Raw genomic sequence first — 21,358 nt, 5'->3', positions numbered from 1 at the left:
CGTGGCACCGAACCTCATCCACCAGATCGAGGACATGCAGGCGTTGGACGGCTTCTGCCATGCGGCGGCGGGCCTGGTCGGACGTGTCACGCGTGCCGCGAAGGTCAAGAACGCCCTGTCGGGGACCTGGTTGAGACATCCGCTGCACCCTCCGCTGACGGACGTCCCCATCGGCGCGTGGACGATGGCTTCCCTTGTGGACGTGGTCGCGGGCCGTTCCGGTGCCCGGGTGTCACGCCGTCTGGTGGGCCTGGGCGTGCTGTCCGCGATCCCCACCGCCGCCTCCGGTGCGGCCGACTGGGCGGACACGTACGGCGCGGAGCAGCGGGTCGGCGCGGTGCACGGCGTGTGCAACGCGGCGGCGACGGTGCTCCAGACCGCGAGCTGGCTGGCCCGACGCCGTGACCACCGGTGCGCCGGAATGGCCCTGAGCGGCCTGGGACTCGGCCTCACGCTCGGCGCCGCCTACCTGGGCGGCCACCTGGTGTTCGCGCGGGGCGTCGGCGTCAGCGACACGGCGTTCCAGCCGACCGTCGACGAGTGGACCGACGTCGCCGCCTTCTCGGAGCTGCCCGACGGCAGGCCGGTGCGTGTCGCGCCGGGCGCCGTCCCGGTCGTCCTGGTCCGTGACGGCGACATCGTCCACGCCCTCTCCGCCGTGTGCACCCACGCGGGCGGCCCCCTCGACGAGGGCAAGGTCCTGGACGACGGCTGCATCCGCTGCCCCTGGCACGGCAGCGAGTTCCGCCTGACGGACGGCGCCCCGACCCGCGGCCCGGCCTCGGTGTCCGCGCCCCGCTGGGACGTGAAGGTGAGCGAGGGGCGGGTGCGGGTGCGGTCGGCCGCGTCCTGAGCCGCGCCCCCGACTCGGCGCGCAGCGCGCTCAGACCGGCCGAATCGTCCGTGCCTCGTACGCGACGGATGTGCTCGGCTGGGGTCCCCTGCACGTCAGGCGGTGCGGGGGCGTGCGGTGGGCGTGGACCTCGATGTCGAAGGCGGTGGGTCGTGGGGCGTGGAGTTCGACGCGGATGCGCCAGACGTCGCCCTCGCGGGACGTGCCGGTGACGGCGTAGTCGTGGCGGCCGGCCGGTCCGTAGCGGGCGAGCAGGGCGGTGACTGCGGCCTGTTGGGCCGGCGCGAGGTCCGTGTATCCGCGCAGGTGCCGGGCGTGGATGCGGCCCGCGAGGTGTTCCTCGACGACGTGGGTGGCCGAGTCGGCGTCGAGGTCGCCGTAGTAGACACCGTCGGGCAGGACGACGACATTGGCGGCGAAGCGGTCGCCGCCGACGTGGGTGCACTCCCAGACGAGGTTCGGCCAGTGCTCGCTCAGCGCCCGCGCGACGGGGCGGCCGCGCACGGCACAGCAGATGTCGTGCTGGCCGTGGACGCAGACGAGGACGACCGGCGGATGGTCGAGTCCGCCCGGTGTCCGCAGGGCGTCGGCGATCTCCAGCAGGTCGGCGTCGCGGGTCCAGGTGCCCCAGCGCTGCCGGTACGCGCCGGAGGTTTCGTGGTGCAGCACGGCCCACCGCGCCGGCGCCTCGGGCCGTGGGCGTGCGCAGCGGCGGACCAGGAGGATGCGGGCCCTGAGCGCGTGGGCGGCCGCCCAGACGTGTGCCTTGGTCTCCGGGTCGAGGTCGATGCCGTCGAAGCCGTTGGTGGGCCAGGCGCGCCGGTACTCGATGAGCACCCACGCGGTGCCGCGGGGCGCCGTGCCCGTGAGGGCGTCGCCGCGGACGCGGGCGGCCTCGGCGCAGAAGAAGCGGTCGGTGGCGGTCAACGGGCGGCTACCGTCCGGCGGGTACCAGGACGCCCGCGCGCAGTAGTCGCTCGGCGAGTGCGAGCCCGATGTCGCCTGCGGTGCGGGCCTCGCCGTCGAGCAGGGTGTTCACGGTCGGCCGCTCGGCCTCGGGGAAGTCGAGCCAGCCCACCCGTGTCATCAGGCGCGCGCCCTCCCACCTGGCTTCGAGGGACGGCCTGAGCCGTACGAGGGTCCGCGCGTCGAGGGTGTCGACGGCGGCGAGCTGGGCCAGCGGGCCGAGCGGCGCCGGGCGGGCCTGGCCGCGGCGGGCGCGGTGGAAGAGCGGGGCGGGGTCGGCCTCCGCGACCGCCTGGGCGAGGCGTTCTCGGATGTCGTCCGTCGGCGCCGTGCCGCCCAGCGGCAGGGAGCCGCGCATGTCGGGGTCGTCGCGGAGGGCGGCGAGGGCGGCCTGCGCGAGGTGTTCGGCCAGCGCGTACCGGGTCCAGACATGGACGCCCAGGGTCAGATGGACCGACACCTCGCCCTGCGCCTCTGCCGCGTGCAGCCAGCCCCGCGGCAGGTACAGCACATCGCCGGGCTCGAGGACGGTGTCGATGTACGCGGGTTCGCGCGCGGCATCCGCCACGGCGGCGCGGCGGTCGGTCCACGGCTGGTCGCGCAGCGGGTCGGGGTGCACCGGTTCGTGGACGAGCCACCGCTTGCGGCCCTGGATCTGGACGACGAAGACATCGTGCACGTCGTAGTGGTCGTCGAAGCCCCGGTTCAGCGGTGGGGTGATGTACGCGTTGGCCTGCACGGGGTGACCGAGCTCGGCGCCGAGCCGCGCGCACAGGTCGCCGACCGGGGCCCAGGTGCGGTGCAGTGCCTGGAGGACGAGGGTGGCGCCGTCCGCGAAATGACGCCACAGCGCGGTGTCGTCGACCTGGTCCGCGATGGTCGCGCCGACGCCCGCGGGCGAGGTGTACGAGGACTCGGGGAGCACGGCGCCGTCCTTGGCCACGCGGAGGAACGGCGTGCGGAGTCCGCGGCTGGAGACGAGTTCGTCCACGGCGTCGGCGCCGAACACGTCAGAGAAGTCGCTCGCGGCGTTCGTGAGCAGGGCGGTGCGCGACCACACCTTGTGGGCGAACTCCTCGAAGGCGAGGCCGGTCAGACGGGTCTCCAGAATCCCGGCGCCTTCTGAGGCACCCGGATTCCGGACCCCGGTCCGTGCAGCGCTCAAGAGGCGTTACCGCCGCCGTCCGCACCGCCATCGGCACCGCCGTCGTGCACACCGGGCTGCCCGGCGGCGCCACCGTCAGCAGGCCCTTCGGCACCACCATCGGCGCCACCGTCGTGCACACCCGGTTGACCAGCCGCGCCACCATCGGCAGGCCCCTCGGCACCACCATCGGCGCCACCGTCCTGCACACCCGGCTGACCAGCCGCACCACCATCGGCAGGCCCTTCGGCACCGCCGTCCGCGCCACCGTCGTGCACACCCGGCTGCCCGGCGGCACCGCCGTCGGCGGGACCTTCGGCGCCACCGTCCGCACCGCCGTCGTGCACGCCCGGCGTCCCGGCCGCGCCGCCGTCCGCGGGGCCCTCGTGCTCGTTCGCGTCCTGGTCGGAAACCATGTGTCCTCCTCGGTGTCGACGTCATGTGCCCGTCGCCCCTCCGATGAGGCCGGTCATGGCTCACCAGCGGGTCGAGGGCGGTTTCGACCATGCTCACCCAGGAGTCGGGGGTCTGCATCCGCTGACGTCACATGGAGGACGGGGGCGGATACGTCAGACGTCCGTCCTCGTCGACCCGGGCGTTCTCGTTCAGGGTCGCCGGCTTCGTCGACGTGGGTGACATGATGTGCGCGACGTCGGCCCCGGCCACGAGCAACGCGTCGGTGATCAGGCGGCGATGGCAGCGCCACGGCACCGCCTCGCTGCACATGATGGCGGGCCGTTCGTGTTCCGCGATGTCGAGCAACTCGGCCAGTCCTTCACGGAATTCGTCGCTGTCCATGTAGTCGGCGTAGTCGCGGAACGCCTTGACGCGCCATGCGCCGTTCGGGCTGTGCACGCCCTTGGGGGTGTGCCGGCGGCCGCCGAGCCGCGGGAGCCACCGATAGGAGATGTCGGGTGGCAGTGCCTCGACGACGGCCGCCTGGTTCCACTGCGGGTACTTCCGCGACGACGGGTACGAGCGGACGTCGACGAGGCAGGTGACGTCGTTGTTCCGCAGCATCCGCACGACCTCGTCGAAGTCGCGTGTGGAGTGTCCGATCGTGAGGATGCGGTGTGCCATGTCCCGTGCCGGTCAGCCGATCTTCGTGAGCGCCGTCCCCTTGTGCATGGCGATGTGGTCGGTCTTGTCGCTCTGGATCTCGTACTGGGGTTCCTTCTCGGTGGCGTGCCGGGTGTACCCCTTGTACTCCACGTTCTGCGTGTGCTTCTTGATGATCACACCTGAGACGTGCCCGGCCTCCGAGTTCCACCGGACGTGGTCCCCTACGGCAAAGTCCTCCGCCATGTCTCCTCCTCCTGCGTGAGCCACCTACGCGAGCCGTACTCCCAGTCGCAGGACGAGTGCGCCGCCGTCGAGCAGATATTCCTTGATCATCCAGGACTGTGCAGGCAGCTCGGTCCCCGCGCGGCTGGTGTGCGCCTCCACGGCGAGCACGCTCGATCCCGGGTCGCCGTCGCCCGGCACGAGCAGCTCGGCGGCGGCCTCCTCGCCGTCCGCGAAGTGCACGACGAAGGTCAGCGGTTGCGGGTCGTCGAGCTGCGCCGACGGGGCCTCGAGCCCCTCCACGCGAACCCGCGCCCCGGGGAACAGGTGGCTGTGGTCCACCTGCGCCCGAGGCTGGTCGGCACTGCCCATCCGCCCATCATCTCCCGGCCGTCGTGATCGTGCATGGCTCCGTGCCGGGTCGACACCCCGGCACGTTTCATGCCGTTATGGGATCATTTTGTACATGAATCCGGCGAACACCACAGGCTCGGACGACACCGTTCTCTACTACGGAAGCCTCGGCAGTCCGCACAAGCTCCAGGTGTTCCTGGAGCTGCGGGACCGGGCGAGTTTCCGCATGGTGGAGAGTCTGCTCGACACCATGCGGCAGGGCGCGGACGAGGGCTCGTACGTGGTGATGTTCCACTTCGCGGCCACGTTCGACGACACCGTCGGCGGCAGCGGGTCCGTGCGCGGCCTGAGTGCCCTGGCCGCGGCGAGCGACGTGGGGCGGCGGCAGTTCCTCGACTACCTGGCCGTGCTGTTCGCCGCGCAGCCGTTCCCGCCGGGCAACGACGACTTCGCCGAGCCGTCGGTGCTGCTGTCCCTGGCGAGCAAGGTCAACGGGCTGCGCTCCCCCGGCTTCGACCAGAAGGTCACCGACGACACCTACGGCGAGTGGGCGGCCCGCTCCGTGAGCGACTTCGCGTCCTACGGCGTCGTGGGCACGCCCGTGTGCTGGTACGACGACGAGGTGGTGCCCGTCGTGAAGGTCGACGGGCCCGCCGTCGACCCCCAGGAGTTCCGCGCACAGCTGCGCACGTGAGTCAGCCGCGCAGGCGGACCGGGATCTCCTGCCAGCCGTACGCGATGAACGACGGGACCTGGCGCAGCTCTTCGGGAGCCACCGCGAGCCGCAGGTCGGGGTAGCGGTCGAAGAGGGCGGGCAGCGCGGTGCGGGCCTCCAGTCGGGCGAGCGGGGCGCCGATGCAGCGGTGCACGCCGATGCCGAACGACATGTGGTCGTCGGCGGCGTGGTGTGCGTCGAACTCCGCGGCCGTGGGCCCGTAGTGCTCGGGGTCGTAGCCGGATGCGGCGTACGTCGTGAGGATGGCGTCGCCGGCCGGGATCGTCACCCCGTCGACGGTGATGTCGGTGACGGCGAAGCGCAGCGGCAGGTTGGAGATGGAGGGGTGGACGCGCAGGGTCTCGTCGATGACGGCGTCCCAGGTGAGTTCGCCGGAGCGGACGGCGGCGAGCTGTTCGGGGTGGGTGAGCAGGGCGACGATCGCGTTGCCGATGAGGTTGACGGTCGTCTCGAATCCGGCGCCGATGACCAGGAGCAGCGTGTAGAGGAGTTCCTCGTCGCTGAGCCGGTCGCCGTCCTCTGCGCGCACCCGCAGCAGCTCGGTGGTCATGTCGTCGCCGGGGTGCTCGGTACGGTGCGCGATGATCGCGGGCAGGACGGTGCCGATCTGCTCCTGCACGAACGCGCCGTGCTCGGGGCTGGGGTCGGAGGTGTCCATGATGGCGTCGACCAGGCGCTCCACCGGGCCGAGCAACTCGTCGGGCACACCGAAGAGTTCACAGATCAGCTGCATGGGCAGCTGGTTGGCGTAGGTGGGCCGCAGGTCGACGTCGGTGTCGGGTTCGGCGCCGTCGAGCGCGGCGAGCAGCTCCTCGGTGATCTTCTCGACGCGGGGGCGCATCAGCTCGGTGCGGCGGGCGGTGAAGCTCGGTGCCACGAGCTTGCGGAGCCGTGTGTGGTCCTCGCCGTACGTGGAGAGCATGTTGACCACGCCGACCCAGCCGAGGACCCAGCCCCACTCGGGGTGGTCGCCGACCTCGGGCCACAGCGACCAGTGCTTGCGCGGGTCCTTGCTGACCCGCGGGTCGAGGATGAGCGAGCGGAGGGTGTCGTAACGGGTGGGCGCCCAGGCCGGGATGCCGCCGGGCAGTTCGACGGGGACGAGGGGGCCCGCCGCGCGCAGCCGGGCCGCCTCGGCCGGCAGGTCGGCGCCGAACGGGTCGATGGCGATACGGGTCGAAGACACGCTCTCGGTCACTCGGCTGCTCCTGACGTGTACGCGGTACGGGGAACGAAGCGCACGGGCAGCTCGGTGAGCGAGCGGTGGAACGGGCCTGTGCGCCAGGTCAGTTGCTCGCGCGGGACGCGCGGCTCCAGGTCGGGCAGCCACTGGGTGAGGCGTTCGATGGCCTCGGTGGCGATGAGCAGCGTGTGCTGCTTGACCGGGCAGGCGTGCTCGCCCGCCGACCAGGACAGGTGCGAGGCGTCGTGCGGGTGCCGGTCGGCGGGGGTGTCGCTCTCCGCCTCCTGTCCCAGGGCCCCGTAGGAGATGACGACGGGCACGGCGGCGCGCACCCACACACCGTGGAAGGTGAGGGGCTTGCGGGCGTAGTGGATGCCGTAGTTGGCCAGGGGTGTCTCGTGCCGGAGCACCTCGACGACCGCGTCCATGACCGGCCGCGATCCGCTGGTCAGCGTCGAGTAGTACGCCGGGTTGCCGAGGATCCGCGACAGCGAGTTGGAGACGAGGTTGGCGGTGGGTTCGTGGCCCGCGCCGAGCATGAGGAAGACCTGCCAGGTGACTTCCTCGGGGGTGAGGCCGAGGGGGTGGTCGAGCAGCCAGCTGGTGAGGTCCTGGCCGCGTTCGGCGGTCTTGGCGGCGACGAGGTCGAGGATGTAGCGGCCGAACTCCTCCTCGCCCTTCGCCGCGTCGCCGCCGCCGTCCATGACCCGGGCGATGGCGCCCTGGAGGCGGTCGCTCTCGCTGTCCGGGAGCCCGAAGAGGCTGTTGAAGACGAGGGACATCAGCGGGCGGGCGAACTCGGCGACGAGGTCCGCGCGGCCCCGGGACGCCATCCCGGCGGCCAGCACGTCGACGGCGCGGTGCACGCGCTCGCGCAGGTCGTGCGGCTCCACGAGGTCGAAGGCGTCGATGAGGGCGCGCCGGTAGCGCACGTGCTGCTCCCCGTCGGCGAACAGCGCGTTGGGCCGCCAGCGCATCATGCCGAGGATCGGCGAGTCGCTGTCGACGGTCTCCTCCCACGGCCGCGGGTCGTGCGACCAGGACTCGGTGTCGTGCAGCAGGTCGAGGGCGGCCCGGCGGTCGGTGACGACGTACGCGGGCACGCCGGGGGCGAGTTCGGCGTGGCCGACCGGGCCCTGGGCGCGCAGCGTCGCGTAGTAGGCGTGCGGGTCTGCGGCGAAGCCGTCCTCCCACAGCCGGACGGGCGCCGCCAGGTGGAAGTCCTCGGCCTGCGCGGGGTACGTCATCGGGGCTCCGGGGTGTTGCGGTCGATCAGGTGCTGCACGAGGGCGAGCAGCGCGTCGACGGAGGAGTGCGTGTCACGGGCGTCGCACACCACCATCGGGGTGTCGGGCTCCAGGTCGAGGGAGAGCCGCAGCTGCTCCTCGGTGTAACTGCGGGAGTCCGGGAAGGTGTTGAGGGCGACGGCGTAGGGCAGGCCCGACTCCTCGACGAGGCCGAGGGCATCGAAGGACTCGTCGATGCGCCGGGTGTCGACGAGGACGAGCGCGCCGAGCGCCCCGTAGGCGATGTCGTCCCACAGCGCGCGGAAGCGTTCCTGTCCTGGGGTGCCGAACAGGTAGAGGACGGCGCCGCCCTTGAGGCTGATCCGGCCGAAGTCGATGGCGACGGTGGTGGTCGCCTTCTCCCGTACGCCCGCGAGGTCGTCGACGGCGACGGACGCCTCGGTGAGCTGTTCCTCGGTGTGCAGCGGGCGGATCTCGGACACGGAGTCGATCAGGGTGGTCTTGCCCACCCCGAAGGGCCCGGTGACGAGGATCTTCACCAACTCGCGTGCGGTGTCCGGCAGATGCACTGAGCCGTGGGTGTGTGAGGGCGCGGATTCAGCGCTTGAGGGCGCGGAGGCCATCGGCGACTCTCTTCAGCAGATCGGTATGGGGCTGCGCTGCGGGCGGGACCGGCGGGCGGGCGCCGACGAGCCCCTGGTCGATCAGTGCGGCGGCCAGCACGCGTACGGCGGAGACCGGCAGTTCGAGCAGGGCGGCGGACTCGACCACGGTGAGCGAGCCGCCGTCCAGGGTGCGCAGGAGGGCGTGCTGGGCGGCGGGCAGCCCCGTGGGCCAGGGCGCGCCGACGCCGGTCAGTACGGAGAGCCGCTCCAGGCTGTTGCGGCTGGGCCGCGCCACCCCGCCGGTGGCGAGGTAGGCGGGGACCAGCGGCCGGCCGCCGCGGCGGCCCGTCATGCCTCGGCGGCGCCGTCGGCCCCGCGGGGCGCGGCCGCCATGGCCTTCTCGCCGAGCCGGGCGACCTGCGAGTGGACGCGGTGGCCGAGCAGGTCGAGCCGGACCTCGGGGTCGCCGAACGCGGCCACGCAGGTGCCGTGCGCGGTGGGCGCGACGAGGATGTAGCCGTGGTCGGACTCGATGACCACCTGGCGTACGTCGGCGGTCTCCTGGTCGGCGAAGGCGGCGGCCGCGGTGCGGCAGGCGCCCTGCACGGTGCTGGTGATGGCGGCCACGCGCTCCGCGGATGCCTGTGTCAGCGCCTCGGTGTATCCGGAGACCAGGCCGTCCCTGGTGAGCAGGACGGCGGCCTGGACGTGCGGGATCTCCAGGATCGGATCGAGGACCCAAGCGCTGTCGCCGAGGTCGCGGCTACTCATCGGGGGTGTTCCCTTCCCTGTGCTCACCGGTGCCGGGGTGGTCGCCGGCGGTGTCGTGCGGTGGGTGTGCGGGCCGCTCCTCGCGTGCGGCGGCGGTGGCGGCCTGGAGGGCGCCGAGCGCGGCGGCCTGCTCCTCGGGGCTGCGGTGTGCGGCGGGCCGCGGGGTTCCGGGCGCGGGTGCGGACGGCGCGTCGGTGCGGACGCGGCGGCGGCGCCTGGGCAGTTCGGCGTCGTCGGCGGCGGGCCGTGCGGGCGCGGAAGCGGCGGGTGTCTCGTCGGCGGCGAGGGTGTGCGTGGTGTCCTCGGCCGCCGTCTCGCGGGTGGAGCGCGGGGCCGCGGCGGCGGGCTTGCGCTCCTCGGGGGCGATCGTGCACAGGAGGTGGTCGCGGACGAGCAGGACCGCGCGGACGCCGCCGTACGGGGACGGCGACGACAGGTCGACGGAGAGGTCGAACTGGCGGGTGAGCTGGCCGATCGCGGCCAGGCCCATGCGCGGCGGGTCGCCGAGCTCGGACAGCAGGATGGGCTCCTCCCCCGCCACCATGCGCTGGGCGTGGGCGCGTTCGTCGGAGCTCATGCCGACGCCCGCGTCGTCGACGGTCACGCTGACGCCGTGGTGGACGCGCTCCAGGTGGACGCCGACCGTGGTGTCGGGCGAGGAGTGGCGCAGCGCGTTGTCGAGGAGTTCGGCGACGATGATGGCGACCGGTTCGACGGCGTGCGAGATGAGCCCGGTGCCGTCGTCCAGGTGGTTGTGGACCTCCACCCGGTCGTATCCGGCGAGCCGCGACTGGCCGCCGGTGACGGCCTCCACGAGGTACGACTCGCCGCGGGCGAGGCCGACCCAGGCGCCGCAGACGACGGCGGCGACCTGCGCGCGGCGCAGCGACTGCTCGTTCTCGTGGTCGAGCGCGTACAGGGTCTGCGCCAACTCCGGGTCGTCGTAGCGCTCCTGGAGGCCGCGCAGCACGTCCTGGAGCCGGTACAGGCCGGCCTGGATCTCGCGGGTGGCGCCGCGCATTCCGGCGCGGGCCGCGGCGTCGACGCGCTTGCGCTCCTGCGCGATGGCGGTGCGCAGGCCGTCGAGTACGGCGTCGAGGCCCGCGGCGAGTTCGGCTCCGCCGAGTTCGGGCTGCTGGGGGCCCGGCACCTGGTAGTGGGGGTGGGCGGCGTGGGTGGCCGCGGCCGGCATGCGGGTTCCGGCGAGGTGGGCGAGCTCGGCGGTGAACGCGGCGGTGAGGTCGTCGAGTTCCTCGCGGGCCGCCTCGACCTCCTCGCGCGCGGCGACGAGCCGGGCGCGCAGCGCCTCGGTCTCGGCGCGCTGTCTGCCGGTGCTCCGGCGGGCCTTGACGAGCCCGCCGCCGAGCACGAACGCCGACACGGTCCCGGCGGCCAGGGCTCCCGCGGCCAGCTCGGGTATCTCAATCATGGGTGCGGACCTCGGGGGGTACAGGGCGTGGGGACCGAGTGCGAGGAGGGTGAGGAGGGTACGGAGCAGGGCGGGGCCCGGAAGCCCGCATGCCGCTTGCGACCCTACCTCCCGCCACACGTTCGAGTGAAGCGGTCCGGGATCTTGACGCGGTTTTCCCCGCCGCCGACCGGGCGGCGGGGAGCGCCAGGACACGAGTGACGCCACGTCAACTCGTCAAGCATCACGCGGGCGTTGACGTCTCGTCGTCGGCCGTCGCCTCGAAGGGGGCCTGGATCGAGGGCCAGACCGTCTGCTCCTCCAGGGCGAACGCGACTTCGAGAAGCGTGCGTTCGTCCCCGTACGCCGCGGAGAGGTGCACACCGATGGGGACGCCCTCGCGGGCCATGCCCATGGGGAGCGAGATGCCCGGCGCGCCGGTGATGTTGTGCAGCGGGGTGAAGGCGACGTAGCGCTGGAGCCGGTCCATGAGTTCGTCGAAGGGGACCGTGGGCGAGAGGTGGCCGAGCAGAGGGGTCACATGGGCGAGGACGGGAGACAGGATCAGCTCGTGGCGCTCGAAGGCGGCCGCGTACGTCCTCGCGGCGCGGCGCAGCCTCCGCAGGACGCCGGGCAGGCGGGCCCAGCCGCCCTGGGTGAACTGCTTGCGGAGTCCGAGGGTGAGGCCGTCGAGCCGGGTGGCGTCGAAGGAGCGGTCGAAGGCGAACCTGCCGAGCCCGCCCGCCATGCCGGCCAGCATGCCCCAGTACGTGATGAAGTCCTCCGCGAGGCTGTTCGCCGCGGGGATCGGGACGGGTTCGACGATGTGGCCCTGCGCCTCCAGGAGCCGGGCGGTGTGTTCGACGGCGGCGCGTGTCTGCTCGTCGACGACCGCGCCGGTGACCGATTCGAGGACCATGCCGACGCGCAGCCTGCGGTGGGCGGGCCCGCGGACGAGGCCGATCGGGGCGAGCCGCGGGTTGCGCCAGTGGTCCTCGACGGCGGCGACGTACGCGGCGGTGTCCCGGACCGTGCGGGTCAGGACGCCCTCGGAGATGATGTTGAGCGGCATCGTGCGTGCCATCTCGCCGTTGAGGTGGCGGCCGCGGCTCGGCTTGAGGCCGATGAGCCCGGCGGCCGCGGCGGGGATGCGGATGGAGCCGCCGCCGTCGTTGGCGTGGGCGAGGGGCAGCGCGCCCGCGGCGACCAGGGCCGCGGCGCCGCCGGACGAGGCACCGGTCGAGCGTTCGGTGTTCCACGGGTTGCGGGTGGGCACGGCGGTCCGGAACTCGGTGGAGGCGTTGAGCCCGAACTCCGGCATCCGGCTCTTGCCGAGCACGGTCGCACCGCAGCTGAGGAGTTGGGCGGCGTAGTGGCCGTCCCAGCGGGCGGGCCCGGCGCGGAAGGCGTCGGTGCCGTGGTTGGTGGGCATGCCCGCCACGTCGGTGTTGTCCTTGACCAGCATGGGCACGCCGTACAGCGGTGCCTGCGGCGTCCGGGAGCGCCGGGGCCTGTCGTAGGCCTTGAACGCGACGGCGTCCAGGTCGGGGTCGACGCGCTCGATGCGGGCGACCGCCGCGGCCTCGACCTCCTCCGCACTCAGCTCACCGCCGCGGATCAGCTCGGCGACGGCTACGGCGTCGTGGTCGGCGAGGGCGTCGTCGGTGAAGGCGTGCACGCGCGTGGGTCGACTCATGCGGTCACCCTAGGCGGCGGCGCGGCGCGCGGCGACGGTCCCCCACGGCTTCAGCCGGCCATGCGCCGCTCCAACTCCCCTATGGCCGTGGCCACCTCGGCTGGTGTCTCGTACATGGGGCTGTGGCCGGCGTCGAGGAGGTGGAGGCGGGCGTCGGGGATCGCGGCGGCCATGGACTCGGCGGCGTCGACGGTCCGCACCGGGTCGTGGCGGCCGTGCACGACGGAGACCGGCATCCGCAGCGCGGGCAGGTCCGGGGTGAGGTCGGTGGTGTGCTGGCTGCGCAGGACGTCGAGGGCGGCGCGCAGGGGTGCCCGGTGGGCGTAGTCGAGGAGGCGCTGCCGGTCATCGGGCGTCGGGGCGGTGTGGAAGGAGCGGTCGAGGACCGGGCCGATGACGCCGGAGGCGCCGTCGCGCTCCATGCCGGCTATCAGCGCGGCGACGTCGCCGTGTCCGCGCATGTGGGGTCCGGTGTTGACGAGCATGAGTCCGCCGACGAGGTCGGGGCGGGTCGTGGCCAGGCGCAGGGCGATCGCGCCGCCGGTGGAGTGCCCGATGAGCAGCACAGGCCCGCGCGCGGCGGCGGTGACCCGGTCGGCGACCCAGGTGGCGACGCCGTCGAGCGTGCAGTCCGGTGCGTCCGTCATCCAGGAGGGCGCGTCCACGTCGAAGCGCTCGGCGAGCAGGTGCCGCACGCGCTCGTAGATCACCGGGGAGCAGAACGTCCCGGGCAGCGCGACGACCGTGCGGGTACGTGACGGCATGACGACCTCACCACTCTCGAAACTCTCGAAACTCTCGAAGTTCATGGCTGACTGCGGCTGCGATTGCCACTGCGCACGATCATCCAGTGATGGAGAAGAAGATCGTGTCCGGGGTGTATCCGCCGCGGCCGGACCGCTCGCTCCACTCCTCGTGCTCGAAGTCGAGCCGGTCGATGAGGACTTGCAGCTCGTGGGCGAATCCCTCGCCTATCTTCTCCAATGCCGCGCGGTAGGCGTCGACCGCCGGCTTGACCCGGTTCAGGGGCCAGTGGCCGAAGTTCTCCATCGCGTGCTCGGGCAGCGGGAGCGGAAAGGGGAAGTCGGCCGGAAGGCCACCCATCACGTGGTCGCCTGGCAGCAGTTCGGCGGGCACGCCCGCGCCGCGCAGCTCGGTGTCGAGGGCGGCGAAGAACGTCGCCGGTTTGGAGTGGACGGCGAGGTCGAGCGGGTCCGAGGCATTGCAGTCGATGACCGTCTGCATCGCGGCCGCGTACGCGTTCCCCGCCGCGTGCGCCGTGCACGTGGCGTGCCCGGAGAGCAGGTGGTCGAGCGCGTCGGGCACCGTGAGCCCCCAGTCCAGGCCCTGCCGCTCCACGTCCGCCTGCTGCGCCCGCGCCCGGTCGTGCATGAACGCCGCGATGCGCCGCTGCTCCGCGGTGAACTTCTCGGCGGCACCGAGGAACCCGATGATCTGCGCCTTGTCCGCCGTGCTGAACGAGATGATCCGACTCATGCGGACACAGTGCCACGCGGCACTGACAACGGCCCCTGACCAGGCACGAGATGGTCGAGCAGCCCGTCGGGGACCGGGTAGGCGTCCTCCGCCGGAAGCAGCCGCCGCGCCGCGTCGAGGTCGCCGTCCCGCACATGCCCGTGGATCTCGTGCGCGAGGGCGGTGACATCGGTGACCGAGACGATCCACTCGTCGGCGTAGCGGTGGGCGGCCTCGCCGGACAGGCCCAGTTGCAGCGACCGGTGGTCGAGCGCCCGCAGCCGCAGATCGCGCTCCGGGTCCCACTGCACGCGCGCCGGGGACCGGCTCAACTGCCGCTGCCAGTCGGCCCGGTCGGCGTGCAGCCCGGGCTCGTAGTGGGACAGGCAGGCCCGTTCCAGCGCCCACTCGAAGCCCTCGCGGGTGATCTCGACGGCGAGGACGGTCTCCTGGCCCTCCTTGGTGCCCCAGCCGCAGCGGTACATCATCCACAGGAACGAGGGCTTGATCCATGTCATGCGCCCGCGCCGCCATGCCGACGGGAAGCGTCCGTGCGCGGCCGTGGGCAGGCCGAGCTCCGGCGCGTACGCCTGGTAGACGGTGACGGTGGACGGGGTGTGGCGGGCACGGATCTGGTACTTGGGACATGACACGCCACCCAGCGTGCGCAGCCAAGTGGCTGCCGTGCCACCGAATTTCGTCCAGTCCCGGAGGGCTCCCCCGCGCCGCCGGAAACCCGAGTGCGCCGCCCGCACACCCCTGCCACCATTCCGGCATGGTTCACCCTCTCGAGCATCTGCTCGTCCGACACACCCACCGTCTCCCCGCCCCCGAGGGCGCGGCCGGTGACGGTGGCGTGGCCGCGCGGCAGTTCGACGCCGCGCTGATGTCCGTGGGCTTCAAGCTGTCCGCGCCGCTGCTGGAGCGCATCTCGGCGCTGTCCACGGGCGCGGTCGTCGACATCGCCGTACGGACCCTCGCCTGCGTGCGCGAGTCGGTCGGCGACCACGTGCAGCACAACACGTACTTCGTCGACTTCCCGGCGAACGTGCCGGACACCTTCGACTTCTGGATGCAGTGCGTCCGTGACGCGCTCGCGGACGACCACGCGCGCGAAGGCGCCCTCAAGCAGCTGAGCTCCGGTGTGGTGAATCTGCTGACGCTGCCGACGTACGGGCGCTACCAGCACACGTACGCCGAGATGCTCGGCCACCACGAGGAGCTGATCGCGGCGGCCGGCGACCGGATGACCGTGCTGCACCTCGGCGGCGACGCCCGGGACGAGGTCACCGCGCTGTACCTGGCGCTCGCGGGCAGCCGCACCCCGCTCGGCGAGGACGATCTCCGTGACCTCGACGCGCTGGCGGAGCACTGCGCGGACGGGCCGCAGCCCGACGAGATCCCGGTCAGGGAGAACCGCGCGGTCGTCAACAAGGCGCGCCTGCGCGCGGGTTCGGGCCTCCTCCTCGACACCGTCACCGATGTGCTGCGGCTCGCCTGCGCGCTCTCGGACGGCGACGTGTCGCTCGTCGAGCCCACCCGGTTCGTGAAGCTGTCGCGGCCCGTGCGCCGGGCGCTGCTCGCGGGCCTCGACGCGGTGGTCGCCGCGGCGCCCGCGAAGCTCGCCGACGTGGCCGCGCACCGGGAGCGGTGGAAGCGGCTCGGCGAGCGGCTGCACCCGCACGAGTACCCGCGGTGGCCGTACGCCGCCCAGGTGTTCGCGGTGGCGCGTGGCGAGCAGCGTGCGCCGTCGTTCGCCGCGCGCACCGAGGAACTCCTCGGCCGTGGCGACCTGACGGGCGCGGTGGAGCTCCTGAGGTCCGCTCCGGGTGTGCTGCTCCGCTCGGTGGACCGGCTGCTGCGCTCGGCGCGTACGGACGAGGAGTGCGCGGCGGTGCTCGACGCGGTCGAGGAGACCGCCCCGCGGGCCGCAGGACGCGTCCTCCTGTCCGTGCGCCAGCACCTCCTCAACCGCGGCGACCTCCTCGAACTGGACGGAGCGCGCCGGGTGTTCGTCAACCGGCGCGGGCGCGCGTGGGTCACCGAAGACACCCGCCACGCGCTTCCGGACACCGCCAAGGAGCGCCTGATCGCGCTCCTCGACGCGGAGATCGCACGCCGCCTGCCGCCCGCACCGCGGGTCCTCGTCGACCCGGACGTTCTCGACGTCGCGCTGCCGCTCAGCGGCAAGGCGGTGCCGTCCGGGCTCGGGGTGCTGCCGCGCGGTTCAGTGTCCCCGGTCGAGGGCGAGCTGCTGCGCTTCTTCGTGTACTGGAAGCAGCGCAGCCGCACCACCGACTACGACCTGTCGGCGGTCGTCCTGGACGAGGGGTACGAGCAGGTCACCTGGCTCTCGTACACCCGGCTGACGGACGTGGACGGCCGGCACTCCGGCGACATCGTCGAGGCGCCCGAGGGCGCGTCAGAGTTCATCGAGCTGCGGCTCGGCGCGGTGCGCGGCAGCTTCGTCGTGCCTCAGGTGCTGCTGTTCGCCGGGGAGAACTTCATGGACGTCGAGGAGTCGTTCTTCGGGTTCATGCTGCGGGAGAGCGAGCAGAAGGGCCGCCCGTTCGAACCGCGGACCGTGCGCATGAAGTCGGACCTGCGCGGTCCCGGCCGGGTGGCGCTGCCGCTCGCGTTCCGGCGCGGCGACGACGGCCGGTGGCAGGCGCACTGGCTGCACCTGTACCTCAAGGGCATGCCGGCGGCGAACCGCGTCGAGGAGACCCGTGTGACGGTCGAGTCGCTGCTGCGCGGCATCGTGGAGCGCGAGCACCTGACCGTACGGTGGCTGCTCGGCCTCATGGACGGCGCGCGGGTGACGGTGTGGGACGGCGGGAGCGTCCCGGAGGGCCCGGTGACGTACATCGGGATGCGGCGCCCCGAGGGACTGCACCCCGCATCGCGCGTCCTGACGCCGGAAAATCTGCGCGACATGGTCCCCGAGTGACTGCTAGCGTCCAAGGTGTTGAGGCCATGAAGGGGCTTCCTTCTCCTCCCTGTCAGGGGTTCGATGCCAGTCCCTTCGCCTTCCTCGACCCGGGCCGGTGAGGCCATGAAGAGGCTTCCTTCTCACACCACTCCTTTGAAATAGCCTCTCCGCTTTCCTCACCGGCTCAACTGTCCGCTCAGTGGCGGCCGATGCCGACATCGCGGACGACGCGGGCACGGGTGGCCTCGGTGTGGCGGGCCGACGGCAAAGAGTCTGCCATTGCCTGACGTAGGGGACCCCGTGGGCATACGGTGAGCGCCCGCCACAGAAGGAGCGCGACCATGCCCGGCATCACCGTGCTTCTCGTGGACAACCACCAGGAGACCCTCGTCGCGCTGAGCGCCGCCCTGGCCCCGCTCCCCTGCCGCATCGAGACGGCCGAGAGCGGCGAGCAGGCCCTCAAGGCCGTGCTGCGCGGCGGCATCGACCTCGTCCTCCTCGACGTCGTCATGCCGGGCATGAGCGGCTTCGAAGTGGCCGGCTTTCTGCACCGCCTCGACCAGACCCGGGACATCCCCGTCATCCTCATGACGGGGATGGTCGGCCAGGCGCAGCTGACCGAGGACGCCTACGAGATCGGCGTCGTCGACCTGATCATCAAGCCCGTCTCCCCCTGGCTGCTGCGGCTCAAGATCGCCGGCCATCTGCGCTACTTGCAGCGCATCAGGGAGCTGCCGGGCCCGGCCCCCGACTGAGAGCGCCTCAGGCGCGGCGTTCCGCCAGCCGGTGCGGGTGCGCCGGGTACACGCCGAGCACGCGCACCTCGGACGAGAAGAAGCGCAGTTCCTGGAGGGCGAGGGCGACGTGCGGCTCGTCGGGGTGGCCCTCGATCTCGACGTAGAAGCAGCTCGGGTTGAGGCCCGCGCCCATCTGATAGCTCTCGATCTTGGTGAGGTTCACCCCGCTGCTCGCGAAGCCGCCGAGCGCCTTGTAGAGGGCGCTCGGGATGTTCCGTACGGCGAAGAACAGGCTCGTCATGGTCGGCCGGTCCGACAGCGGGGCGAAGTCGGCGTCGCGGGAGAGGACGACGAAGCGTGTGGTGTTGTCGGGGTCGTCCTCGACGCCCTCCTGAAGCACCTCGAGCCCGTAGTGCGCGGCCGCGGCCGGCGGGGACAGCGCGGCGTGCCGCGGGTCGTTCAGATCCGCCACCTCGCGGGCCGCGCCCGCGGTGTCGTCGCTGACCCGCGTGCGCCAGCCGCCCGCACGCAGCACCTTCCTGCACTGGCCGAGGGCGTGCACATGGCTGCGTACGCTCTCCACCTGGGCGAGGGAGGCGCCGGGCACGCCCATGAGGTCGAAGCGGATGGCGAGGAAGTACTCGCCGATGACGAACAGACCGGACTCCGGGAGCAGGTGGTGCACGTCGGCGACGCGGCCCGCCGTGGAGTTGTCCACGGGGATCACCGCGAGATCGGCATCGCCCAACGTGACCGCGTCCAGCGCCTGTTCGAAGCCGACGCACGGCAGCTCCGCGCTGCCGGGGAACAGCTTCTGGGCGACGGTGGCCGAGTTGGAGGCGGGTTCGCCCTGGTATGCGATGCGGGTCACTGGGGTTCGCTTTCGGTGTGGGGGCCGTGTGTCACGTGCGCCGTTTTCTTCAGGTGGTTCACAGGAGATTCAACCGTGTCGGCTCCGCGAGGCGGCCTGAGGGCCTCAAGACCACAGAGTCTCAGAGGCTCCAGAGTCTCAGGGGCTTCAGGGACTCAGGGCGATGACCACGGCGAGGGCAATGAGCACCAGGCCGGTCACGGCGTTGAGCGCACGTCGGGCGCTCGGGCGGCGAAAGACGGCCTGGAAGGCGCCGACCGCGAGGGAGACCGCGCAGAACCACACCAGCACCATCAGGACGGTCACGGCACCGAGCACCGACTTGTCCGCCCAGGTCGACCGGTCCGTGAGGAACTGCGGAAGCAGTGCGACGAGGAACACGATCGACTTCGGGTTGAGCACGTTGGTGATGAGGCCCTGCCGGAAGGCCGCCCGGCGCACGCTGCCCGCCCCCTGGTCGGCATCGGTGTCCTGGCGGCCGCCGTCGTCGACCGTGCGGGCGGCGAGCAGGGAGCGGACGCCGAGGTAGCAGAGGTACGCGGCGCCGGCCAGGGTGACGGCCCGGAAGACCGCGGGCGACGCGGTGAGCGCGGCGCCGACTCCCGCCACGGCGGCGATGGTGTTGACCGCCATGCCTGCCGCGACGCCCGTCGCCGCCCCCAGTCCCGCGAGCCGTCCGCGCAGCGCGGCGAAACGGCTGACCAGGGCGAAATCGGGGCCGGGTGACATCGCGCCGAGCAGCGCGACGCCTGCGTAGGAGGCCACCACTTCGGGACCGATCGTCATCGTGGCTCCACCCGTATCCCCCCTGCATCCCCCTGACCGCGTTCCGAGCGGCACCCTCGCCACCCTGGCATGTGCGCATGGAACCGTCAAGCGGCTAGCATTCACTGAATGAGTCAGCCGTTTGGAGGGTCGATGTGATGAGCAGCGACATCATGGACGACACGGATCGGCGGATCGCCTCCGCGCTCCAGCTGCACGGCCGCGCGCCGTGGGAGCAGATCGCCAAGGCCCTCGGGCTCCCCGAGCGCACCACCGCGCGACGCGGTCAGCGACTCCTGGAATCCGGCCTGGCCAGGGTCGTCGGGGTGCTCGACACCCAGCTCATCGGCCGCCCCGCCCCCGTACTGCTTCGACTGCGCGCGGAGACCGGGTACGCACGGGAGATCGCCGAGGCGTTGTGCCGGCTCACCGAGACGCGGACCGTGATGGCCCTGCTCGGCACCTTCGACCACTTCGCGGAGCTCGCCCCGGAGAGTCACGACTCCCTGCGCACGCTGCTGTTCGACAAACTGCCGCCGCAGGTCCTGGGCTCGTCCTCGCATCCGGTCATGCAGTTCTACGCGGGCAGCCACGAGTGGATCGGCGGGACGCTCACCGACGACGAGACGGAGCGCCTGCGCCAGCCGGCCCCCGCACCGTTCGGGACGCGGCGCGGCGCCGTGCAGGCGCACCCGGACGACCTGCGCACGGCCGAACTCCTGGCCCAGGACGGGCGGATGCCGACCACGCGCCTGGCGGCGGAGCTCGGCGTCAGCCAGGCCACCGCGTCCCGCAGGCTCACCTCGCTACTGGAACAGGGCGTCGTCCGGATCCGCACGGACGTCGCCCCGTCCGTCTTCGGTCTCACCGTGGAGGCACTGCTCTGGCTGAACGTCGGCTACAGCCACCTGGACACCGTCGGGCGCAGCCTGTCCGGGCGCCCGGAGGTCATGACACTGGTGTCGATCACCGGCGAGTACCAGATCTGCGCCCATGTCGCGCTCCGCGATTCCCATCACCTCCAGAAGTTCCTCACGCGCGTGGTCGGCCCACTGGAGGGCGTCGGCGAGATCGACGTGACGGTCCTGCTGGAGATCTTCAAACGCGGCGGCTTCGCCGTCCCGCCGAGAGGGGACGGTAGCGGGTGCCACGCTCGACCCTGACCTCGGCAGTCGCCCCGCCGTGACCCTCGCGCCGGACGCGCGCCGAGCCGAGGTGGTCCGGGCACACATCGGTGGTGACCGTCGCCGGCCAGGCGCCAGGCGACTCGATGGCGTCCTGCTGCGGCCGGGTCATGGCGTACCAGCGGGTGCACGTCTCCTGGAGGACCTGGCGTTCGCACACGGCTTCGGCCACCTCGGCGGCACGCCCACCGACGGGAGCGTCGCGGGCGGCATGTGGGTCCGGGTCACCTTCTGCTTCCGGAAGGTCGACGGCGCCTGGCTGATCGCGCACGACCAGGTGTCGGTGCCGCCGGACATCCTGAGCGGGAAGGCCATCGTCGTGTCGTCGACCTCGCCACCTGGCGTCGGCGGGTCCGCCGGGGCGGAACCGGGCGCTTCAGGCCTTCCGGTCCGTGCGCCGCACCCCGTACCGCGCCTCGATCCCCGCCACGATCAACTGCAGCCCCTCCTCGAACCGCTCGTCGTACGCCGCGAAGAGCTGGTCGCCCGCCGCGGCGGCCAGCGGATAGTCGGCGAGCCTCTCCGCGCGGTCGGCGATGTCGACGAGCGACTCGTCCCGCGTGGGCTCGGGCCGCATGCCCTGCTCCTCGGTGACGAAGCCGAGCGTGTACATGTTCGCGGTGGCGCTCGCCCAGGCGGCCTGCTCGGCGGTGAACCCAGCGTCGATCAGCAGCCGCAGGTGCGCCTCCATCTCGGGTCCGTGGTCCGTGCCGGTCAGCCGTGAGCCGCTGAAGACCTTCGCGCCGTCGCGGTAGCGCAGGAGCATGGCCCGCAGGTGCCGGTTGGCCTCGAACAGATGCTCCTGCCAGCCGTCCACCGGCTCGTATCCGACCGCGAAGCCGCCCGCCTCCGTCATGCGCCGGAACATCACGGTGGCCATCTCGTCGAGCAGGGCCTGCTTGTTCTTGAAGTGCCAGTACAGGGCGGGGGCCTGCACGTTCAGCTGCTTGGCGATGGCGCGCAGCGTCAGCCCCTCGAGCCCCACGTCGTTCAGCAGATCGAGGGCGGTGTCGGCGACGTGCGCCTTGTCGAGCTTGGGCTTCGCGGGCTTCGCAGACTTCGCGGGCGTCGCCTTCGCGGACTTCTGGGCCGGCGTCGGCTTCTCTTTCGGCTTCTCGTTCTCGGACACGCTTGACAGTTTAACGC

Annotated in this window: 24 protein-coding genes; 5 read left to right on the top strand and 19 right to left on the bottom strand. The window is 72.3% G+C overall.

Annotation, left to right across the window (positions count from 1 at the left end; genetic code table 11):
* The first annotated feature begins 1 nt into the window (after nucleotide 1).
* On the top strand, nucleotides 2-853 hold the full coding sequence (locus ACTWJ8_RS34930; RefSeq protein WP_443261516.1) for a Rieske 2Fe-2S domain-containing protein: 852 nt from the start codon (nucleotides 2-4) through the stop codon (nucleotides 851-853).
* A 30-nt stretch (nucleotides 854-883) separates the two neighbouring features.
* On the opposite strand, the gene ACTWJ8_RS34925 is transcribed toward ACTWJ8_RS34930, so the two are convergent.
* The 6 genes from ACTWJ8_RS34925 to ACTWJ8_RS34900 all read right to left on the bottom strand — a co-directional run bounded on the left by ACTWJ8_RS34925 (nucleotide 884) and on the right by ACTWJ8_RS34900 (nucleotide 4,619).
* Entirely contained in the window at nucleotides 884-1,780 is an 897-nt protein-coding gene (locus ACTWJ8_RS34925; protein WP_443261514.1) for a sucrase ferredoxin, read from the bottom strand.
* Nucleotides 1,781-1,787: 7 nt separating this feature from the next.
* Nucleotides 1,788-2,984: a cupin domain-containing protein gene (locus ACTWJ8_RS34920; protein ID WP_443261513.1), complete on the bottom strand. Its 1,197-nt coding sequence runs from the start codon at nucleotides 2,982-2,984 to the stop codon at nucleotides 1,788-1,790.
* Entirely contained in the window at nucleotides 2,981-3,379 is a 399-nt protein-coding gene (locus ACTWJ8_RS34915; RefSeq protein ID WP_443261512.1) for a BatC protein, read from the bottom strand. Before ACTWJ8_RS34915 ends, ACTWJ8_RS34920 begins: the two co-directional genes overlap by 4 nt.
* A gap of 127 nt (nucleotides 3,380-3,506) precedes the next feature.
* Nucleotides 3,507-4,043: a DUF488 domain-containing protein gene (locus ACTWJ8_RS34910; protein WP_443261511.1), complete on the bottom strand. Its 537-nt coding sequence runs from the start codon at nucleotides 4,041-4,043 to the stop codon at nucleotides 3,507-3,509.
* A 12-nt stretch (nucleotides 4,044-4,055) separates the two neighbouring features.
* On the bottom strand, nucleotides 4,056-4,268 hold the full coding sequence (locus ACTWJ8_RS34905) for a DUF2945 domain-containing protein (RefSeq protein ID WP_443261510.1): 213 nt from the start codon (nucleotides 4,266-4,268) through the stop codon (nucleotides 4,056-4,058).
* 24 nt (nucleotides 4,269-4,292) lie between these two features.
* Nucleotides 4,293-4,619, bottom strand: a complete 327-nt coding sequence (locus ACTWJ8_RS34900) for a hypothetical protein (protein WP_443261509.1) — start codon at nucleotides 4,617-4,619, stop codon at nucleotides 4,293-4,295.
* A gap of 94 nt (nucleotides 4,620-4,713) precedes the next feature.
* Between ACTWJ8_RS34900 and ACTWJ8_RS34895 the strand changes: the two genes are divergently transcribed.
* Nucleotides 4,714-5,295: a DsbA family protein gene (locus tag ACTWJ8_RS34895; RefSeq protein ID WP_443261508.1), complete on the top strand. Its 582-nt coding sequence runs from the start codon at nucleotides 4,714-4,716 to the stop codon at nucleotides 5,293-5,295.
* Nucleotide 5,296: 1 nt separating this feature from the next.
* Here the strand turns inward: ACTWJ8_RS34895 and ACTWJ8_RS34890 are convergent, their stop codons facing one another.
* The 10 genes from ACTWJ8_RS34890 to ACTWJ8_RS34845 form a co-directional block, all read right to left on the bottom strand.
* Nucleotides 5,297-6,535 carry a cytochrome P450 family protein gene (locus tag ACTWJ8_RS34890; protein WP_443261507.1) on the bottom strand — a complete coding sequence of 413 codons (1,239 nt, stop codon included), beginning with the start codon at nucleotides 6,533-6,535 and terminating at the stop codon, nucleotides 5,297-5,299.
* The gene (locus ACTWJ8_RS34885) at nucleotides 6,532-7,767 is read right to left on the bottom strand and encodes a cytochrome P450 (protein WP_443261506.1); all 1,236 of its coding nucleotides are present in this window, start codon (nucleotides 7,765-7,767) and stop codon (nucleotides 6,532-6,534) included. Before ACTWJ8_RS34885 ends, ACTWJ8_RS34890 begins: the two co-directional genes overlap by 4 nt.
* Nucleotides 7,764-8,390 (bottom strand): GTP-binding protein, encoded by a 627-nt coding sequence (locus ACTWJ8_RS34880; RefSeq protein ID WP_356373274.1) that lies wholly within the window; start codon nucleotides 8,388-8,390, stop codon nucleotides 7,764-7,766. Before ACTWJ8_RS34880 ends, ACTWJ8_RS34885 begins: the two co-directional genes overlap by 4 nt.
* A complete protein-coding gene (locus ACTWJ8_RS34875; RefSeq protein WP_443261505.1) occupies nucleotides 8,365-8,724 on the bottom strand; it encodes a DUF742 domain-containing protein in 360 nt (119 codons plus the stop codon). The genes ACTWJ8_RS34880 and ACTWJ8_RS34875 overlap by 26 nt, the downstream gene beginning before the upstream one ends.
* Nucleotides 8,721-9,143, bottom strand: coding sequence for a roadblock/LC7 domain-containing protein (locus ACTWJ8_RS34870; protein ID WP_443261504.1), 423 nt, complete (start codon nucleotides 9,141-9,143; stop codon nucleotides 8,721-8,723). Before ACTWJ8_RS34870 ends, ACTWJ8_RS34875 begins: the two co-directional genes overlap by 4 nt.
* A complete protein-coding gene (locus tag ACTWJ8_RS34865) occupies nucleotides 9,136-10,572 on the bottom strand; it encodes an ATP-binding protein (protein ID WP_443261503.1) in 1,437 nt (478 codons plus the stop codon). The genes ACTWJ8_RS34870 and ACTWJ8_RS34865 overlap by 8 nt, the downstream gene beginning before the upstream one ends.
* Nucleotides 10,573-10,795: 223 nt before the next feature.
* Nucleotides 10,796-12,247: an amidase gene (locus ACTWJ8_RS34860; RefSeq protein WP_443261502.1), complete on the bottom strand. Its 1,452-nt coding sequence runs from the start codon at nucleotides 12,245-12,247 to the stop codon at nucleotides 10,796-10,798.
* Nucleotides 12,248-12,297: 50 nt separating this feature from the next.
* Nucleotides 12,298-13,011 carry an alpha/beta fold hydrolase gene (locus tag ACTWJ8_RS34855; protein WP_443261501.1) on the bottom strand — a complete coding sequence of 238 codons (714 nt, stop codon included), beginning with the start codon at nucleotides 13,009-13,011 and terminating at the stop codon, nucleotides 12,298-12,300.
* Nucleotides 13,012-13,090: 79 nt separating this feature from the next.
* A complete protein-coding gene (locus ACTWJ8_RS34850) occupies nucleotides 13,091-13,744 on the bottom strand; it encodes a DUF7691 family protein (protein WP_443261500.1) in 654 nt (217 codons plus the stop codon).
* Nucleotides 13,741-14,376, bottom strand: a complete 636-nt coding sequence (locus ACTWJ8_RS34845) for a DUF4291 domain-containing protein (RefSeq protein WP_443261499.1) — start codon at nucleotides 14,374-14,376, stop codon at nucleotides 13,741-13,743. The genes ACTWJ8_RS34850 and ACTWJ8_RS34845 overlap by 4 nt, the downstream gene beginning before the upstream one ends.
* Nucleotides 14,377-14,498: 122 nt before the next feature.
* Between ACTWJ8_RS34845 and ACTWJ8_RS34840 the strand changes: the two genes are divergently transcribed.
* Nucleotides 14,499-16,673 (top strand): hypothetical protein, encoded by a 2,175-nt coding sequence (locus ACTWJ8_RS34840; protein ID WP_443261498.1) that lies wholly within the window; start codon nucleotides 14,499-14,501, stop codon nucleotides 16,671-16,673.
* Between the two features lie 323 nt (nucleotides 16,674-16,996).
* On the top strand, nucleotides 16,997-17,410 hold the full coding sequence (locus tag ACTWJ8_RS34835) for a response regulator (protein WP_443261497.1): 414 nt from the start codon (nucleotides 16,997-16,999) through the stop codon (nucleotides 17,408-17,410).
* Between the two features lie 7 nt (nucleotides 17,411-17,417).
* Here ACTWJ8_RS34835 and ACTWJ8_RS34830 read toward each other — a convergent pair whose 3' ends face one another.
* Both ACTWJ8_RS34830 and ACTWJ8_RS34825 read right to left on the bottom strand, forming a co-directional pair.
* On the bottom strand, nucleotides 17,418-18,263 hold the full coding sequence (locus tag ACTWJ8_RS34830; RefSeq protein WP_443261496.1) for a prephenate dehydratase: 846 nt from the start codon (nucleotides 18,261-18,263) through the stop codon (nucleotides 17,418-17,420).
* Between the two features lie 147 nt (nucleotides 18,264-18,410).
* Nucleotides 18,411-19,049 carry a LysE family translocator gene (locus ACTWJ8_RS34825; RefSeq protein ID WP_356373285.1) on the bottom strand — a complete coding sequence of 213 codons (639 nt, stop codon included), beginning with the start codon at nucleotides 19,047-19,049 and terminating at the stop codon, nucleotides 18,411-18,413.
* 137 nt (nucleotides 19,050-19,186) lie between these two features.
* Here ACTWJ8_RS34825 and ACTWJ8_RS34820 point away from each other — a divergent pair, with 137 nt between their 5' ends.
* Complete coding sequence (locus ACTWJ8_RS34820; protein ID WP_443261495.1) at nucleotides 19,187-20,191, top strand: Lrp/AsnC family transcriptional regulator; 1,005 nt, start codon at nucleotides 19,187-19,189, stop codon at nucleotides 20,189-20,191.
* Nucleotides 20,192-20,588: 397 nt separating this feature from the next.
* Here ACTWJ8_RS34820 and ACTWJ8_RS34815 read toward each other — a convergent pair whose 3' ends face one another.
* Entirely contained in the window at nucleotides 20,589-21,341 is a 753-nt protein-coding gene (locus ACTWJ8_RS34815; protein WP_356373287.1) for a TetR/AcrR family transcriptional regulator C-terminal domain-containing protein, read from the bottom strand.
* Nucleotides 21,342-21,358: the final 17 nt, after the last annotated feature.

This window comes from Streptomyces sp. SDT5-1 (assembly GCF_052245995.1).
Lineage (GTDB): Bacteria > Actinomycetota > Actinomycetes > Streptomycetales > Streptomycetaceae > Streptomyces.
Note: the sequence above shows the minus strand (reverse complement) of the source record. Positions and strands in the feature narration are given on the sequence as shown.